The following is a 16,460-nucleotide window of genomic DNA, read 5'->3' as shown; positions in this document are numbered from 1 at the left end:
GCCGCAGCTGGCGGGTCGGGAAACCGGCACGGCCGTTCATCCGAGCCATCAAGCGCCTTTGCGTGCCGGCGCCAGCTCGAACACCGCCATGCTCTCCACATGGCTCGTGTGCGGAAACATGTCCATCACCCCGGCGCGCAGCAGCCGGTAGCCGAACTCGTGCACCAGCGTGCCGGCATCGCGCGCCAGCGTGCCCGGATGGCAGGACACGTAGACGATGCGCTGCGGCTTGCGCCTGGCGACGATCGGCAGGATCTCCTTGGCGCCGGCGCGCGGCGGATCGAGCAGCACCTTGTCGAACGCCGGCTGCAGCCAGGATTCGTCGCCGCTCGCGGTGAACAGATCGGCCTTCTCGAAGCGGATGTCGAGGCCGTTGCGCTGCGCGTTGTCGCGGGCGCGCTGCACCAGTCCCGCCTCGCCCTCGACGGCCAGCACCTGCGCGCCGCGCCGCGCCAGCGGCAGCGAGAAATTGCCGAGGCCGCAGAACAGTTCGAGCACGCGCTCGCCCGGCGCCAGCTCCAGCCAGTCCAGCGCCTGATTGACGGTCTGCTGGCTGATGTGGCCGTTGACCTGAATGAAATCGGTCGGCTCGAAGCGCAGCGACAGCGCCGAGCCGTCCGGCGAATACTGCAGCGTCCGCGCCGCGTCGAGCGGCCGGATGCTGTCCGGACCGCCGGTCTGCAGGTAGAGGTCGAAGCCTTCGCGCGCGGCAAACGCGCGCAGCTGCTCGCGATCGGCCTCGCTCGGCGGCTGCAGCACGCGCAGCACCAGCGCCACGACGTCGGCGGCGCAGGCAACCTCGATCTGCGGCAGCCGCTGGCGGATCGACAGCGTGCCGATCAGCGCGCCCAGCTCGCGCAGCTTCAAGCCGACGCGCGGGTCGATCACCTGGCAGGCGTCGAGCGCGGCGAGAAAGCTCGACTCGCGCTCGCGGAAGCCGACCAGCACGCCGCCCTTCTTCGGCACGTCCTTGACGCCGAGCCGCGCGCGGCGGCGGTAACCCCAGACCGGCCCGACGATCGGCGCCGCGACTTCGCCCGGAACGACCTTGCCGCTGCGCTCCAGCTGGTCGAGCAGCTGTTTCTGCTTGAAGGCGATCTGCTGCGCGGGCGCGAGGTGCTGCATCGAGCAGCCGCCGCAGACGCCGAAGTGCGCGCAGCCGGGCGTCACGCGGTGCGGCGACGGCGTCTCGACGGCGACGCACTGGCCCTCGGCGATGTCCTTGGCGACGCGCAGGTAGCGGAAGCGCACGCGCTCGCCGGGCAGCGCGTCGGCGATGAAGGTGGCCTTGCCGTCGACGCGCGCGAAGCCACGGCCTTCGTGGTCGAGATCGATGATGTCGGCGGTGAACTCGCCCGCCGGCGGTAGTTTCTTCTTGCGCACGGGATTGATGATCAGGCGCTGAGCCAGCCGTCGGAGAATTCGGACCAGTGCGCGGCGTCGCTGGCCTCCAGGAACTCGCGCACGCGCGCTTCCTCGCGCTCGTGCTGCTCGTGCGTCAGGCGCCCGCGCATCAGCTCGAAGCGCAGGTAGACGAGCCAGGTATTGAGCACGTCGGTCTCGCAATAGGCGCGGATGCCGGCCAGATCGCCGGCGCGGTAGGCGTCGAAGACCTTGGAGCCGTCCATGCCGAGCTTGCCCGGGAAGCCGAGCAGCAGCGCGATCTCGTTGAGCGGTGCGTTCTGGCGGCCGGTGTAGAGCGCCAGCACGTCCATCAGATCGGTGTGGCGGAACTGGTAGCGGCCGAGGTAGTTGTCCCACTTCGCCTCGCGGTCGAAGTGCCCGGTGTCCCAGTAGCGCGGCGCCGTGCAGCCATGCACCAGCGCGCGGTAGTGCAGCACCGGCAGGTCGAAGCCGCCGCCGTTCCACGAAACGAGGATCGGCCGGTACTTTTCGATGCCATCGAAGAAGCGCTGGATCAGCTCACCCTCTTCGGCGGTCTCGTCGCCGATCGACCAGCACTTGAAGCCGTCCTGATGGCGCAGCGCGACCGAGATCGCGACCACGCGCTGCAGGTGCCCGGGCATGAAGTCGCTGCCCTTCTCGGCGCGACGCAGGCTCTGCATCGCCGCCCAGACCTCGGCGTCGCCCATGCTGTCGAGGCCGAGGATGCGGCGACCGCCGTCGAGGTCCGGGATGGTCTCGATATCGAAGACCAGTACCGGCTCGGCGAATGGCGCACGCCCGCTCACGACGGAAACACGCCGGTCGAGATGTAGCGGTCGCCGCGATCGCAGACGATGCTGATGATCGTCGCGTTCTCGACTTCGCGGCACAGCTGCAGCGCCGCCCACAGCGCGCCGCCGGACGACGGCCCGCAGAACAGACCCTCGCGGGTGCCGGCCAGACGCATGGTGTCCTCGGCATCCTGCGCCGAGACCTCGATGACGCGATCGACCCGCGAACGGTCGAAGATCGCCGGCAGATAGGCTTCCGGCCACTTGCGGATGCCGGGAATCGACGATTCGCCGTCCGGCTGCACGCCGATCACCTGCACGCCGGGGTTCTGCTCCTTGAGGTAGCGCGAGCAGCCCATGATCGTGCCGGTCGTGCCCATGCTCGACACGAAGTGGGTAATGCGGCCCTGCGTCGCCTTCCAGATCTCCGGCGCGGTGCCCTCGTAGTGGGCGCGCGGGTTGTCCGGATTGGCGAACTGGTCGAGGACCTTGCCGCGCCCTTCGGCCTGCATCTTCAGCGCGAGGTCGCGCGCGCCTTCCATGCCTTCGGCCTTGCTGACCAGGATCAGCTCGGCGCCGAAGGCCTTCATCACCGCGCGGCGCTCGACCGACAGGTGCTCGGGCATGATCAGCACCATCTTGTAGCCCTTGACGGTCGCCGCCATCGCCAGGGCGATGCCGGTATTGCCGCTGGTCGCCTCGATCAGCACGTCGCCCGGACGGATCTCGCCGCGCTCCTCGGCGCGCCGGATCATCGAATAGGCGGGCCGGTCCTTGACCGAACCGGCCGGATTATTGCCCTCCAGCTTGACGAGCAGGGTGTTGTTGCCGACGCCGGGCAGGCGCTTGAGCTGGGCAAGCGGCGTATTGCCGATAAAATCGGCCAGGGTTGCATAGGTCATGCGACGAATTTTACGCGAGTTGCACGAGGGGACCTAAAGCTTGCGCGAAGCCGAGCGTGGTTACAGCCGTCGTCTGCTGCCGGGCGCCTGGGCGTTCCTGGCCCTGGTCGGCATCGCCTTCACCGTGGCGCTGACGACCTGGAGCGGCCCGATGCAGATCCCGCCGCTGCTGCGCACGATGCTGGCGCTCAGCGTCGCCGTCGCCGGCCTGGCGCTGGCGCTGGCCTTCGCGCGCACCGCGCGGCGCGCGTTCGGCGCGATCGGCCTGACGCTGCGCGCCCTGGCCAGCGGCCGCCTCGAAGTGCGCGCGCCGGACGACCTGCCCGGCCTCGCCCAGGATCTGGCCCGCGACCTCAACCGCGTCGCCCAGCAGTACGCCGAGCTGCGCGCCGGCTTCGACGCGCGCGTCGCCGAACAGACGCTGCGCTTCAAGCGCGAGCGCGACGAATACGCCGAGCAGAACCAGAAACTGCGCAGCGCCGCGGCGCGCGAACAGGACGAGGCGCGCGCCCAGAGCGAGCGTCTGTCCAGCATGTCGCACGAGCTGCGCACGCCGCTGACCGGCATCCTCGGCTACGCCGATCTGCTGCGCCGCACGCCGCTCGACCACGAGCAGCGCGAGCACCTCGACACGCTCGACAAGTCGGCACGCGCGCTGCTGTCGATGATCAACGACCTGCTCGACTGGAGCCGCATCGAGGCCGGCCGCCTCAAGCTCGACGAACTGCGCTTCGACCTCTACGACGTGGTCGAGAGCACCATCGCCCTGCTCGCGCCGCTGGCCTACGAGAAGGAGCTGGAGCTGGTCCGCATCATCTACCACGACGTGCCGCGCGAGCTGCGCGGCGACAGCCAGCGCCTTCGCCAGATCCTCACCAACCTGCTGTCGAACGCCATCAAGTTCACGCCGCGCGGCGCCGTGGTGCTACGCGTGATGGGCGAACGCGAGGAAACCGGCCGCACCTGGCTGCGCTTCGCGGTCTCCGACACCGGCATCGGCATCGCGCCGGACGCGCGCGCGCGCCTGTTCCAGCCGTTCCGCCAGATCGGCGGTACGCAGGTCGGCAGCAGCGGCCTCGGCCTGTCGATCTCGCGCAAGCTCGCCGAGCTGATGGGCGGCGAGATCAGCCTCGACAGCGAGGTCGGCAAAGGCTCGACCTTCAGCGTGCTGCTGCCGTTCAAGCTGATCGCCGCCGCCGAGTCGGCGCCGCATGACGACGAGCCGCTCGGCGAACAGCGCGTCTGGCTCTACGAGCCGCACGCCGCGGCGCGCCTGGCCTGGCTGCACTGGTTCGAGTTCTGGGGCCTGTCGGTCGACAGCTTCGAATCGGCCGACGCGCTGTCCGAGGCCCTGTTCAACACCGCGGTCGAGCGCCGCCCGGCGCTGGTCGTGCTCGGCCTGATGCCGCGCGACATCGAGCAGCCGGCGATCGCCGAGTTGCTGCAGCGCAGCCGCGGCACGACCTCGACCGTCGTGCTCGTCAATTCGGTGTCGCCGCCGGTGCTCGAGCAGATCCGTCAGGCCGGCGCGACGCTGTGTCATCCCAAGTCGGTGACGCGCAAGCGGCTCTACGAAGACATCGCCCGCCTGCTCAGCGACCACGACGGCACCGCCCTGCCGCTGGCCGGCCGCCACGCGCTGATCGCCGACAACAACGCCGCCAACCGCCGCTACCTCGCCGCGCTATGCGCGCATCTGGGCCTGAAGACCTCCGAGGCCGTCGACGGGCGCGACGCCTTCGAACGCTGGCAGGACGAACGCCCGGATATCGCGCTGATCGACGCGCACATGCCCAAGCTCGACGGTCCCGGCTGCGCGCGCGCGATTCGCGATGCCGAGAGCGGATCGGCGGCGCGCTGCCGCATCCTCGCGGTCAGCGCCCATCTCGATCCCGACGAGCGCCAGGCTTTTCTCGATGCCGGCGCCGACGCGGTGCTGATCAAGCCGTTCGACGATTCGCAGCTGCTCGCGGCCCTCGCCCCGAGCTCGCAGCGGCCCAGTCACGCCGCCGCCAAGCTGACCGAGGACCCGGAACTGCTGGCCCTGCTCAAGGAGGAGCTGCCGCTGCAGTTTGCCGAACTCGAGAAGGCTTTCTCGGCCGGCGAACTCGAACGGGCGCGCGAGGCCGCGCACACGCTGCGCGGCACTGCGGCCTTCTACCACCTCGCCCAGCTGCGGCAGACGGCGGCCGCGGTCGAGGAATGGCTGCGCCACGCCGATTCGCTGAAAAAGGGCCCCGCCGCGCGCCGCGAGCTCGACAGCGTGCGCACCGCCGTCGACGACACGCTCGCGGCGATGCGCCGCTCGGCCTGAACGCCGCGGCGCGCGGCAAGCGCGTCAGGCGCGTTCGAGAACCACGTAGGCGCAGACCAGGCCGCCGTCGTCGCTGAGCGAGACATGCGCGGCGCCGACGCCGAGCGCCTTGAGCCGCGCGCGCATCTTGCGGTCGTAGATCAGCGCCGGCCGGCCGTTCGCCTCGCGAATCACGCCGACCTCGCGCCAGCCGATGCCATCGAAGCCGGTGCCGAGCGCCTTGACGAAGGCCTCCTTGGCCGCCCAGCACATCGCCAGCGCGCGCGCGCGGTTGCTGCGCGCGCGCACCTCGCGCAGCTCGCGCGGTGCCAGCAGGCGCAGCAGCAGCTTGCTGCCGTGCTTGTCGAGCAGCTTCTGCATGCGCTCGACGCGCAGCACGTCGACGCCGATGCCGTACACGCCCGGCGCGGACGGCGGCGCCGCTGTCATGCCGTGCGCGCCTCGTGCATCGCGCGGCGCATCTCGGCGACAGCCGCCGGCAGCCCGAGCGTCAGCGCGCGCGCGACGATCGCGTGGCCGATGTTGAGCTCGACGATGTCGGGGATGCGCGCGATCGCGCCGACGTTGTCGACCGTCAGGCCGTGGCCGGCATGCACCTCGAAACCCGCGCGGCGCGCGGCGCGCGCGAACGTGGCGATGCGCTGCAGCTCGGCCGCCTGCGTGCGGCCGCGCGTGTCGGCGTAACGCCCGGTATGGATTTCCAGATGCGGTGCGCCGCTGCGCCGCGCGGCCTTGAGCTGCAGCGGATCGGCGTCGATGAACAGCGCGACCTGGATGCCGGCGCGCGCCAGCCGCGCGCAGGCCTCGCGCACGGCATCGAGCTGGCCGGCGACATCGAGGCCGCCTTCGGTCGTCAGCTCGGCGCGCTTTTCCGGCACCAGACAGACGCAGGCCGGCTTCCAGCGGCAGGCCAGGCGCAGCATGTCCTCGGTCACCGCCATTTCCAGATTGACGACGCGCGCGTCGTGCGCGACCAGCGCGGCGACGTCGCGGTCCTGGATGTGGCGACGATCCTCGCGCAGGTGCAGGGTGATGCTGGCCGCTCCGGCGGCAAGCGCGATCTTCGCCGCCTCGACCGGATCGGGATAGTCGGTGCCGCGTGCCTGGCGGATCGTGGCGACGTGGTCGACGTTGACGCCGAGGCGGATGGCGGGAGGCACGCGGCGCGAGGACATGGCGGATCGGATCTGAAGGCGTGAGGCGGAAATCGGGTTGGCCATTCTAGGGCCAGTTCACGCCGGCGGGGATCGCGGCGGCGCGCCGCGCATCTCGCGCAGCAGCTGTGCCGTCTGCAAGGGTCGCGCTCCGAGATGTACGGCCAGCGCCGCGCGCAGCAGCCGCCGCGCATCGCCGCGCGCCTCGGACGTATCGAGCCGCTCGTCGCGCAGCGCGATCAGACTGGCGCCCGCATAGGCGCTGGCGTCGGTATCGGCCGCCGGCCGCGGCCCCATGTCCGGGTCGTAGTGATAGCGGCGCACAGCGTCCAGATCGTCGGGCAGCAGCAGGCCGTAGCCGATCTCGGCGAGCAGGGTCTTCTCGAAGATCCGCAGCGCGTCCTGGGCATGGCCGGCCTCGCCGGGCAGTTGCTGCAGCGCCAGCACGTAGGCATCGAACAGCGCCGGGTGCGCGTCCTGACGCTGCAGGAGCCGCAGCAGCAGCTCATTGAGATACCAGCCGTAGAACACGCGCTCGCCCTCGACGGCGAGCGGCGGCCCGGCGCTCTCGGCACCGCTCAGCGTCGCCAGCTCGCCGCCGGCGTGCCAGCTCAGCAGCAGCGGCACGAACGGCTGCAGCAGACCGCGCAGCTTGGACCTGGGCCCGCGCGCGCCGCGCGCGACCAGACCGATGCGGCCGTGCTCGCGCGTGAAGGCTTCGAGCAGCAGGCTGCTGTCGCTGTACGGCCGGCGGTTGAGCAAATAGGCCGGCTCCAGCGAGGCGCGCGCGCGCATCAGCCCCTCATCGCCACGCGGCACGCGCCCGTTCGGCGCGGCGGCAGGCCGTCCGGTGGCGCGGCGCGGTGCATCGCCGGATCGCCCTTATTCGCCGGTCAGGCCGAACTGCTTGAGCGCCTTCAGATCGTCGCTCCAGTTCTCGCGCACGCGGCACCACAGCTTGAGAAAGACCTTGCGTCCGAGCAGGCGCTCCAGCTCGCGGCGGGCGCTGGTGCCGACCTGCTTGAGCGTCTCGCCGTCCTCGCCGATGACGATCTTCTTCTGGCCTTCGCGCTCGACCCAGATCACCGCCTCGACGCGGTCGAGACGGCCTTCGCGCTCGTATTGCTCGACGCCGACGGTCAGCGAATACGGCAACTCCTGATGCAGATTGCGCGTCAGCTTCTCACGCACGATCTCGGACACCAGGAAGGCGTCGTCGTAGCCGACGATCTGGTCTTCGGGATACAGCGGCGGGCCATCCGGCAGGCGCTGGAACAGCTCGCCGAGCAGCGCGTCGACGTTGTTGCGCTTGAGCGCCGACAGCGGCACGACGAACGCGAAATCGCGCAAGGCCGAGAGCTTCTGCAGCTCCGGCAGCAGCGCCGCCTTGTCCTCGATCCGGTCGACCTTGTTCACGACCAGCCCGACCGGCGCCTCGACGCCGTCGAGCCGCTTGAGCACCGCCGCGTCCTCGTCGGTCCAGTGCCCGGCCTCGACGACCAGCACGATCAGGTCGACGTCGTGCAGGCTCGCCGCCGCCTGCTCGTTCATCACGCGATTGAGCTTGCGCGTCTCGCGGCGATGCAGGCCCGGCGTGTCGACGAACACGATCTGCCCGGCATCGCGGTTGACGACGCCCTGGATGCGATGCCGCGTCGTCTGCGGCTTGTGCGAAACGATGCTGACCTTGCGGCCGACGAGCGCATTGAGCAGGGAGGACTTCCCCACGTTGGGCCGCCCGACGATGGACACGATGCCGCTATGCAAGACCTGCTCCGTTGAATTCGGGGCGCCGGCGGGCAACGCCGGCGCGATGGGCATGCTCCATGCCCGCGATGCCGCTACTCATGCGCCGATTGTAAGGCCTGCAGCAGCGCGCGCGCGGCGTCCTGCTCGGCAGAGCGGCGGCTGGAACCGTGCGCGGCGGCAACCGTCTCGGCGTCCGACAGGCTCGCGCGCACGTGAAAACGGCGACGGTGCGGGGGGCCGCTTTCCTCGATCACCTCGTAGCGCGGCAGGGGCCGGCCGCGTGCCTGCAGCCACTCCTGCAGCCGCGTCTTGGCGTCCTTGAGGGCATCGGCGTCGGGCAGATCCGCGAGCAGCGCCGCGAACAGACGCTCGCAAACGTCCCTGGCAGCCGCGAAACCGCCGTCGAGATAGACCGCCCCGAGCATGGCCTCGAAGGCGTCGGCGAGGATCGAGTCGCGGCGGAAACCGCCGGACTTCAACTCGCTTTCGCCGAGCGTCAGGGCATCGCTCAGGTCCAGCTCGCGTGCCAGCCGGGCCAGCGTTTCCTCGCGCACGAGGCTGGCGCGCAGGCGCGACAGCGCGCCCTCCTCGGCTTTGGCCTTGGCGCGGAACAGCGCGTCGGCGACGACGAAGTTGACCAGCGCGTCGCCGAGGAATTCGAGGCGCTCGTTGTTGAGATGCCCGACGCTGCGATGCGTCAGCGCCTGCGACAGCAACGCCGCATCGTTGAAGTGGTAGCCGAGCCGGCGCTCGAGCTTCTGAACCGCTGTCGTCAAGACTGTACGTTCGCCAGCGGCACGTCGGCCGCGAAATGGATGACGATGTAGATGTTGTAGAACAGCCGCTCGCGCGCTTCGTAGTCGTAGCTGAGGAAGCGGCCGCGCTCGGAGCGCTTGACCTTGACGTCGGACACCGCCAGATACTGCACGTCGTCAATGTCCCAGTATTTCTGCAAGTCGCTGCGGATCGAAGCCGGATCGGCGTTGGCGTTGTCCGGATCGGCGGCGATCTTGTTGACGGCCGAGGCCACCTTCATCTGGTTCAGGTACATCGGCATGGTCTTGACGGCGACGATCGCCACGAAAGCGATGATGCCCAGCACGAACAGCAGCCCGAACCAGCCCAGACCGCGTTGACGGCGTAGCGAACGCATAGAAAATCCCCTCCCGTTTGCGCGACGCAAGCTTACCGGACGCTGCGGCCGATACGCGAGAAATCGACGCGGGTGTTGTCGCTGTCCCAGGACATCCAGATGAAGAAGGCCTTGCCGACCAGATTGCGCTCCGGCACCGTGCCCCAGCGGCGGCTGTCGTCGGAACCGTCGCGGTTGTCGCCCATCGCGAAATACTCGCCCGGCGGCACGATGAACTCGAAATCGTCGGCCGGGCGCTCCGGGTTGACGAGAATGTCGTGCTCGACCGGGCCCAAGTGTTCCTTCATGCGGTAGACGACGCCCGGCGGCGGCAGGCCCGGCGCGGTGTAGGCGCCGTCCGGATCCAGCGTCGCCGGCTCGCCGTTCACGAACAGCTGCTTGTTGCGGTAGACGATATGGTCGCCCGGCAGGCCGATGATGCGCTTGATGAAGTCCTTGGTCGGATCGACCGGCCAGCGGAACACGACGACGTCGCCGCGCTGCGGTTCGCCGAGTTCGACGAACTTGTGATGGAACACCGGATCGCGCAGTCCGTACGTGAACTTGTTGACGAGGATGAAATCGCCGACCAGCAGCGTCGGGATCATCGAGCCGGACGGAATGCGGAACGGCTCGGCGATGAACGAGCGCAGCATCAGCACGGCGAAGATCACCGGGAAGAACGAGCGGCAGAAGTCGACGAAACTGCTCGGCTGGTCGGCCGCATCGAGTGCCAGCTTGGCACGGCGCCGCGGCCCGAGCCACAGCTTGTCGAGCAGCCAGACGACGCCGGTCACCAGCGTCAGCACCGTCAGGATGACGGCGAAATCCCAATGTATCCCCTGCATGGCCTGTCTTTGAGTCCGTGTCTGTCGTGAATGACTACTTTTTCTTTTCGACGCCCAGCACCGCAAGGAAGGCTTCCTGCGGAATTTCCACCGAGCCGACCTGCTTCATCCGCTTCTTGCCTTCCTTCTGCTTCTCGAGAAGCTTCTTCTTGCGCGAGGTGTCGCCGCCGTAGCACTTGGCGGTGACGTCCTTGCGCAGCGCCTTGACCGTCGAGCGGGCGATGATCTTGGCGCCGATCGCCGCCTGGATGGCGATGTCGAACATCTGGCGGTGGATGACTTCCTGCATGCGCTCGCACAGGTCCCGGCCGCGCGGGTAGGCGCTGTCGCGATGCACGATCGAAGCCAGGGCATCGACCTTGTCGCCGTTGACCAGCACGTCGAGCTTGACCAGATCGGCCGCCTGGAAGCGCACGAACTCGTACTCGAACGAGGCATAGCCGCGCGACACGCTCTTGAGGCGATCGAAGAAGTCGAGCACGACCTCGGCCATCGGCATCTCGACTTCCATCTGCACCTGGCTGCCGAGATAGCGCAGGTTCTTCTGCACGCCGCGCTTTTCCATGCACAGCTGCATGACCGAGCCGACGTAATCCGGCGGCATCAGGATGCGGGCATTGATGATCGGCTCACGCAGCTCCTTGATGAAGCCGGGCTCCGGCAGCTCGGCCGGATTGTCGACCTTGATGACCTCGCCGTCGTTCTTCTCGACCTCGTAGACCACCGACGGCGCGGTCGTGATCAGATTGAGGTCGTACTCGCGCTCCAGACGCTCCTGCACGATTTCCATGTGCAGCATGCCGAGGAAGCCGATGCGAAAGCCAAAGCCCAGCGCCGTCGAGTTCTCAGGCTCGAACTGCAGCGCCGAGTCATTGAGACGCAGTTTCTGCAGCGACTCGCGGAAATCCTCGAAATCGTCGGCATCGACCGGGAACATGCCGGCGAACACGCGCGGCTGCACCTGCCGGTAGCCGGGCAGCGCCTCGGCACAGGGGTTGCTGGCCAGCGTCAGCGTGTCACCGACCGGCGCCCCGAAGATGTCCTTGATGCCGGCGACGATGAAGCCGACCTCGCCACATTCGAGCTGGTCCTTGAACACGCGCTTGGGCGCGTGCACGCCCATCATCGTGATTTCGTAGTCCTTGCCGGTCGACATCACGCGGATCTTCTGGCCCTTCTTGACCGAGCCGTTGAAGATGCGCACCAGCGATACCACGCCCAGATAGTTGTCGAACCAGGAATCGACGATCGAGGCCTGCAGCTTGCCTTCGGGATTACCCTTCGGCGGCGGCAGCTTCTCGACCACGGCCTCGAGCACGTCCGGCACGCCGAGACCGGTCTTGGCCGAGATGCGCAGCGCGTCCGTCGCCGGAATGCCGATGACCTGCTCGATCTCGTCGCAGACGCGCTCGGGCTCGGCGTTCTGCAGGTCGATCTTGTTCAGCACCGGCAGCACCTCGAGATTCTGCTCGAGCGCGGTGTAGCAGTTGGCGACCGACTGCGCCTCGACGCCCTGCGAGGCGTCGACGACCAGCAGCGCGCCCTCGCAGGCGGCCAGCGAGCGGCTGACTTCATAGCTGAAGTCGACGTGTCCCGGCGTGTCGATCAGGTTGAACTGGTAGAGCTCGCCGTCCTTCGCGCGATAGTGCAGCTGCACCGCCTGCGCCTTGATCGTGATGCCGCGCTCGCGCTCGATCGGGTTGTTGTCGAGCACCTGGGCCTGCATCTCGCGCTGCTCCAGGCCGCCGGTGAGCTGGATGAAGCGGTCGGCGAGCGTCGACTTACCGTGGTCGATGTGCGCGATGATGCAGAAATTGCGAATGTGATCCTGACGCACGGAAGGTCGGAAGTTTAGTTTTTCTGGAAGTCGCGCCGGACAGGCAGCGGCTATTTGCAGGGAAAGTCAGCGAAGATCGCGCAGTATAGCGGTTTGCCGGCCGCTAGCTGCGCAGCGCCCGCTCGAAGGCGGCCGCCTCGAACACGCCCTCGGCGAGCACCCGGCCGTCGGCATCGAGCAGCACCGGAATGCGGTGGCCGTAGCGCATCCGCCACTCGCCGCGCTCGTCGACGCAGGCGTAGTCCAGCGCCGGCAGCGCCGGCCCCAGATGCACGCGCAGCGCGGCCTCGAAGGCCTCGCAAAGATGGCAGTCGGGGCGCGACAGCAGCAGCCACGGCGCCGGCGCGGTGCCCCCCGGCTCCGGGGTCATGAAGCCGGCGCCGCGTCCGGCACGTCGATCATCAGGAACAGCGGCGCGCCGCGGCGCTGCACGAGCGCCTGGACGCTCGATCCCGGCGTCAGGCGGCCGGCGACCACGCGCAGCCGGTCCGGCGTATCGATCTCCTGCCCCGAGATCTGCAGCAGCACGTCGCCGGCGCGAATGCCGGCGCGCGCCGCCGGGCCGTCGCCGACGCTGACGATCAGCACGCCACCGTTGACGACTTGCGCCTTGCTGCGCTCATCGGCGCTCATCGGACGCACGACCAGCCCGAGCGGACCGACCGGCGCCGGCGGCGGCGGCGTGTCGGGCAGGTCCAGCTGATCGCCGTCCGGCCCCAGCGTGCCGACGTCGACCTTCACGGTCAGCGTCTTGCCGTCGCGGCGCAGCTTCAGCGTCGCCACCGTACCCGGATCGGTGATGCCGACCATCGGCGGCAGTGCCGACGAGCTCGGCAGCTCCTGGCCGTTGTAGCTGAGAATGATGTCGCCCTCGCGAATGCCCGAGCGCGCCGCCGGACTTTCGGCGATGACGCGGGCGACCAGCGCCCCTTCGGGCTTGTCCATGCGCGCCTGCTGGGCGAGATCGCGATCGACCTCCTGCACCACGACGCCGAGCCAGCCGCGCGTCACCTTGCCGCTGTCCTTGAGCTGGCGCGCGACCTTGGCGGCGACGTCGATCGGAATCGAGAACGACAGGCCCTGATAGCCGCCGGACTGCGAGTAGATCTGCGAGTTCATGCCGATCACCTCGCCCGCCATGTTGAACAGCGGGCCGCCGGAGTTGCCCGGGTTGATCGCGACGTCGGTCTGGATGAAGGGCACGTACTGCTCGGTGATCAGCGCCCGGCCCTTCGCCGAAACGATGCCGGCGGTCACCGAGTAGTCGAAGCCGAACGGCGAGCCGATCGCCAGTGCCCACTGCCCGGGCCGCAGCCGGGAGGCATCGCCGATCTTCACCGCCGGCAGATCTTCAGCGGCGATCTTCAGCAGCGCGACGTCGGTAGCCTCGTCGCTGCCGACCACCTGCGCGGTGAACTGCCGGCGGTCGAGCAGGCGCACGATCACTTCCTTGGCATCGCGCACGACATGGAAATTGGTCAGCACGTAGCCGTCGCTCCACAGCACGAACCCGGAGCCCAGCGACTGCGGTCCCGGCGGCAGGTCGGCATTGTCATCCGGCGCCGGCGCTTCCTCCGGGTGTTCCTCGATAAAGCGCTTGAACCACTCCGGCGCGTTCTTCAGCGCGTCGGCGTCGCTGTCGGCGCGGGCATCGGCGCGCGCCTGCTCCTGCGGCACGTCGGCCGGCACCGTGCTGATGTTGACGACCGACGGCGAGACGCGCTCGACGAGGTCGGCGAAATCGGGATAGCCACCGGCGGGCGGCTGCCCGGCGTCGCGCTGACAAGCAGCGACGGCCATGACAGCCAGAGCGAGGGACAGCCGCAGGACGGCGGCGAGCTTCATGCATGGACTCCGGCGCACGGCGGGAGCCCGCACGCAATAAGCTCGAATTTCAAAGGATTCGGCGCGGAATTTCAAACCGCGCCGGGACGCGGGCGGCTCAGCGCGGCGCCGGCGTCGCGGCCGGCGGCACGGCACCGTCCAGCGCCGGCACGGGTGCCGACGGCGCCGGCTGCACGCTTTCGCCGATCAGGCGCACGGCTTCCGACGGGGCTTCGCCGACCACGGTGATGTGCACCTGGCCGACGACCCGGCCGTAGGCGTGCATGGCGCCGATCTGCGAGGCGCCCTGGAAGGCCTGCGCCGGCACCTTGCGGCGCGCGCTGAAGACCGAGATCGCCGACAGCCCGTCGGACAGCAGCAGATGCTCGACGATGCCCTGTCCGTCGGCGGTCGGCCGCACGTCGCGCATCGTCACGTGATAGCCCGGCGGCAGGTTCGCGAACTGCATGTCCGCGGTACTGTCGGCGGCGTCGAACGGCCTGGGATCCTCGACGACGCGCGTGATCTTCTGGAACTGCTGCGGATCGAGCTCGGTCTGCAGCGCGCTGTCCGGGATCGACTTCGGGAACTCGATCTCGGTGAACATCAGCTGTTCCATCACGCGGTTGTCGCGGCCGATCAGGTTGACCTTGACCGGCACCGCGGTGCTGGCGTCGGCCCAGATCTCGTAGCCGTAGCGGAACTGGTCGCGCGGCGCGATGGTGATGCCGCGGCAGCTGCGGCCGGCGATGCGCGCCGTACCGACGTCCTGGAACTCATAGTAGCGGGCGATCTGCGCCACGCGCTCCGGCGTCAGGCCCGGGAACAGGCCCTTGGGCGTCGGCAGTTCGAGCGTGACCTTGCGGTCCTTCGGCAGCAGGCAGATCACCTGATTGCCCTGCTTGAGGATCTCGCGCGGCGCGCCGGTCAGCGTCTGCACGCGCTCGACTTCGTCGCCGTTCTTGTAGCGGTGCACGACGCGCATCGTCTCGAGACGGTTCTGCGTCTGATAGACGATCACGCCCTGGTAGTTGGCCGTGCGCGCCGCCTCGCTCATCTTGGCAAGCCAGTCCGACGGATCGGCCGCGGCAGCGGCGAGGCTCCAGCCGGCGGCGGCGAGCCCCAGTACAGCGAGTGACCGCATCAGGGCGTCCCGCCGGCCGTCAGCGCCACCGGCTGCACGAAGGAGTCGTCCGCGGCGCGGGCCGCGAAGCGGGCATACGAAAGGGCGCCGCCCACGCCGCGATCGGCCAGCGTGTTGCTGTGCTCGATCATGTAGTTGCGCAGGTCCTCGTCGACCACTGCGTTGTCGGTCGGAGCGCCGTAGGCGACCGGCTGCAATCCGGAAGCCGGCGCCGCCGCGACGACATCATTGGCGGCCGGCGCGCCGGCCGTCTGCACGGCGCCGAAGTTGAGCCCCAGCGTGACGGCGACGGCGGCGACCGAAGCCGCGGCGGCGAGTCCGGCGACCGGACGCCAGGCCAGACGCGGGCGGCGCCGCGCCAGCTCGACGACCTTGGCGTGCCCGGCGTCGGGCGCCTCGTCGAGGCGCGCCATCACGGCGGCACAGATATCGACCCGGCGGATCGGCACGCCGGCGCGCGCGTGCCGCGCGACCTGCTGCCGGCTCCACAGCGCCTTCAGCTCGGGCGAGCGGTCGAGCGCGTCGAGCAGCGCATCCAATTCCTGGTCGGAACACTCACCATCGAGCAATGCGGACAGCGATTCTTGCGACATTCCGATGCACCTGGCCCTGAAGACCTGGAGGGGCTGAATATACCCTTAACCTCAAATTCCCGGGAAAGTTCCCCGGCGGAAGACAGACGGTATGTCCGGCTCCCGAAATCAGTCGAGCAAAGGCTTTAACACCGCGTCGATCGCCTCGCGGGCGCGGAAGATCCGCGAACGCACGGTACCGATCGGGCAGTCCATGATCTCGGCGATCTCCTCGTACGACAGGCCTTCGAGTTCGCGCAGCGTGATCGCCTTGCGCAAATCCGGCGGCAGCTTGGCGATCGTCGCCGCCACCGCGTTGCGGATCTCATCGGTCAGCAGCGCGGCTTCCGGCGTCTCGACATCGCTTAGATGCTCGGTATGGCCATACAGTTCCGCGTCGGCGATGTCGATGTCCTGATCGGCCGGCCGACGGCCACGCGAGACGATGTAGTTTTTCGCCGTGTTGATGCCAATGCGGTACAGCCAGGTGTAGAACGCCGACTGGCCGCGGAAGCCGTTGAGGGCCCGGTAGGCGCGAATGAAGGTTTCCTGGGCGACGTCCGGCGCGTCCGCCTCGCCGACCAGGCGGCTGACCAGCTGCACGATCTTGTGCTGGTACTTGCGCACGAGCAGCTCGAACGCCCGCGCGTCGCCCGCCTGGGCGCGTACCACCAGCTGTTCGTCCGTACTGGTCTCGCTCATGCTCTCCGCGGTCTCGCACCCAGCGAAACCGGCTACACTCCCGCGTCACGTCAGAATAACGATTCGAGCCATGTCACCGCACGGCCTTTGCGGCCGCAGCGCCCG

17 protein-coding genes are annotated in these 16,460 nt (G+C 68.9%); 1 reads left to right on the top strand and 16 read right to left on the bottom strand.

Annotated features, from left to right (window positions below; genetic code table 11):
• Positions 1-48: 48 nt before the first annotated feature.
• From rlmD to cysM, 3 genes are read right to left on the bottom strand one after another with little or no spacing between them, the layout of a single operon-like run.
• Positions 49-1,383: a 23S rRNA (uracil(1939)-C(5))-methyltransferase RlmD gene (gene rlmD, locus K343_RS0103200; RefSeq protein WP_028006827.1), complete on the bottom strand. Its 1,335-nt coding sequence runs from the start codon at positions 1,381-1,383 to the stop codon at positions 49-51.
• Between the two features lie 11 nt (positions 1,384-1,394).
• Complete coding sequence (locus K343_RS0103195) at positions 1,395-2,192, bottom strand: 3'-5' exonuclease (RefSeq protein ID WP_028006826.1); 798 nt, start codon at positions 2,190-2,192, stop codon at positions 1,395-1,397.
• Positions 2,189-3,079, bottom strand: a complete 891-nt coding sequence (gene cysM, locus K343_RS0103190) for a cysteine synthase CysM (protein ID WP_028006825.1) — start codon at positions 3,077-3,079, stop codon at positions 2,189-2,191. The genes K343_RS0103195 and cysM overlap by 4 nt, the downstream gene beginning before the upstream one ends.
• Before the next feature lie 40 nt (positions 3,080-3,119).
• Between cysM and K343_RS0103185 the strand changes: the two genes are divergently transcribed.
• Positions 3,120-5,393 (top strand): hybrid sensor histidine kinase/response regulator, encoded by a 2,274-nt coding sequence (locus K343_RS0103185; protein ID WP_028006824.1) that lies wholly within the window; start codon positions 3,120-3,122, stop codon positions 5,391-5,393.
• 24 nt (positions 5,394-5,417) lie between these two features.
• Here K343_RS0103185 and acpS read toward each other — a convergent pair whose 3' ends face one another.
• The 13 genes from acpS to rpoE form a co-directional block, all read right to left on the bottom strand.
• A complete protein-coding gene (acpS, locus tag K343_RS0103180) occupies positions 5,418-5,822 on the bottom strand; it encodes a holo-ACP synthase (protein WP_028006823.1) in 405 nt (134 codons plus the stop codon).
• A complete protein-coding gene (pdxJ, locus tag K343_RS0103175; RefSeq protein WP_028006822.1) occupies positions 5,819-6,568 on the bottom strand; it encodes a pyridoxine 5'-phosphate synthase in 750 nt (249 codons plus the stop codon). The genes acpS and pdxJ overlap by 4 nt, the downstream gene beginning before the upstream one ends.
• Positions 6,569-6,625: 57 nt before the next feature.
• Positions 6,626-7,342 carry a DNA repair protein RecO gene (gene recO, locus K343_RS0103170; protein WP_043112084.1) on the bottom strand — a complete coding sequence of 239 codons (717 nt, stop codon included), beginning with the start codon at positions 7,340-7,342 and terminating at the stop codon, positions 6,626-6,628.
• Positions 7,343-7,429: 87 nt separating this feature from the next.
• A complete protein-coding gene (gene era / locus K343_RS0103165) occupies positions 7,430-8,368 on the bottom strand; it encodes a GTPase Era (protein WP_051277901.1) in 939 nt (312 codons plus the stop codon).
• A 20-nt stretch (positions 8,369-8,388) separates the two neighbouring features.
• A complete protein-coding gene (rnc, locus tag K343_RS0103160) occupies positions 8,389-9,072 on the bottom strand; it encodes a ribonuclease III (protein WP_028006819.1) in 684 nt (227 codons plus the stop codon).
• A complete protein-coding gene (locus tag K343_RS0103155) occupies positions 9,069-9,449 on the bottom strand; it encodes a DUF4845 domain-containing protein (RefSeq protein WP_028006818.1) in 381 nt (126 codons plus the stop codon). The genes rnc and K343_RS0103155 overlap by 4 nt, the downstream gene beginning before the upstream one ends.
• A 32-nt stretch (positions 9,450-9,481) precedes the next feature.
• On the bottom strand, positions 9,482-10,276 hold the full coding sequence (gene lepB, locus K343_RS0103150) for a signal peptidase I (protein ID WP_084615633.1): 795 nt from the start codon (positions 10,274-10,276) through the stop codon (positions 9,482-9,484).
• A gap of 34 nt (positions 10,277-10,310) precedes the next feature.
• A complete protein-coding gene (lepA, locus tag K343_RS0103145) occupies positions 10,311-12,113 on the bottom strand; it encodes a translation elongation factor 4 (RefSeq protein ID WP_028006816.1) in 1,803 nt (600 codons plus the stop codon).
• Between the two features lie 103 nt (positions 12,114-12,216).
• On the bottom strand, positions 12,217-12,483 hold the full coding sequence (locus K343_RS0103140; RefSeq protein ID WP_051277900.1) for a glutaredoxin family protein: 267 nt from the start codon (positions 12,481-12,483) through the stop codon (positions 12,217-12,219).
• Complete coding sequence (locus K343_RS0103135; RefSeq protein WP_028006814.1) at positions 12,480-13,958, bottom strand: Do family serine endopeptidase; 1,479 nt, start codon at positions 13,956-13,958, stop codon at positions 12,480-12,482. Before K343_RS0103135 ends, K343_RS0103140 begins: the two co-directional genes overlap by 4 nt.
• Before the next feature lie 97 nt (positions 13,959-14,055).
• On the bottom strand, positions 14,056-15,081 hold the full coding sequence (locus K343_RS0103130; protein ID WP_028006813.1) for a MucB/RseB C-terminal domain-containing protein: 1,026 nt from the start codon (positions 15,079-15,081) through the stop codon (positions 14,056-14,058).
• Positions 15,081-15,674 carry a sigma-E factor negative regulatory protein gene (locus K343_RS23185; RefSeq protein ID WP_084615632.1) on the bottom strand — a complete coding sequence of 198 codons (594 nt, stop codon included), beginning with the start codon at positions 15,672-15,674 and terminating at the stop codon, positions 15,081-15,083. Before K343_RS23185 ends, K343_RS0103130 begins: the two co-directional genes overlap by 1 nt.
• 108 nt (positions 15,675-15,782) lie before the next feature.
• Positions 15,783-16,355 (bottom strand): RNA polymerase sigma factor RpoE, encoded by a 573-nt coding sequence (rpoE, locus tag K343_RS0103120; RefSeq protein WP_028006812.1) that lies wholly within the window; start codon positions 16,353-16,355, stop codon positions 15,783-15,785.
• Positions 16,356-16,460 lie beyond the last annotated feature (105 nt).

It is taken from the genome of Solimonas flava DSM 18980, from assembly GCF_000426685.1.
Classification (GTDB): domain Bacteria; phylum Pseudomonadota; class Gammaproteobacteria; order Nevskiales; family Nevskiaceae; genus Solimonas; species Solimonas flava.
The sequence above is the reverse complement of the archived record's forward strand: the minus strand, read 5'-3'. Positions and strand labels throughout refer to the sequence as shown.

What these genes read in the sequence shown, in the direction of transcription:
- cysM (WP_028006825.1), bottom strand. Translation starts at nt 3,079, where the DNA reads ATGACCTATGCAACCCTGGCCGATTTTATCGGCAATACGCCGCTTGCC.
- acpS (WP_028006823.1), bottom strand. Translation starts at nt 5,822, where the DNA reads ATGACAGCGGCGCCGCCGTCCGCGCCGGGCGTGTACGGCATCGGCGTC.
- pdxJ (WP_028006822.1), bottom strand. Translation starts at nt 6,568, where the DNA reads ATGTCCTCGCGCCGCGTGCCTCCCGCCATCCGCCTCGGCGTCAACGTC.
- recO (WP_043112084.1), bottom strand. Translation starts at nt 7,342, where the DNA reads ATGCGCGCGCGCGCCTCGCTGGAGCCGGCCTATTTGCTCAACCGCCGG.
- era (WP_051277901.1), bottom strand. Translation starts at nt 8,368, where the DNA reads ATGCCCATCGCGCCGGCGTTGCCCGCCGGCGCCCCGAATTCAACGGAG.
- K343_RS0103155 (WP_028006818.1), bottom strand. Translation starts at nt 9,449, where the DNA reads ATGCGTTCGCTACGCCGTCAACGCGGTCTGGGCTGGTTCGGGCTGCTG.
- lepB (WP_084615633.1), bottom strand. Translation starts at nt 10,276, where the DNA reads ATGCAGGGGATACATTGGGATTTCGCCGTCATCCTGACGGTGCTGACG.
- K343_RS0103140 (WP_051277900.1), bottom strand. Translation starts at nt 12,483, where the DNA reads ATGACCCCGGAGCCGGGGGGCACCGCGCCGGCGCCGTGGCTGCTGCTG.
- K343_RS0103135 (WP_028006814.1), bottom strand. Translation starts at nt 13,958, where the DNA reads ATGAAGCTCGCCGCCGTCCTGCGGCTGTCCCTCGCTCTGGCTGTCATG.
- K343_RS0103130 (WP_028006813.1), bottom strand. Translation starts at nt 15,081, where the DNA reads ATGCGGTCACTCGCTGTACTGGGGCTCGCCGCCGCCGGCTGGAGCCTC.
- K343_RS23185 (WP_084615632.1), bottom strand. Translation starts at nt 15,674, where the DNA reads ATGTCGCAAGAATCGCTGTCCGCATTGCTCGATGGTGAGTGTTCCGAC.
- rpoE (WP_028006812.1), bottom strand. Translation starts at nt 16,355, where the DNA reads ATGAGCGAGACCAGTACGGACGAACAGCTGGTGGTACGCGCCCAGGCG.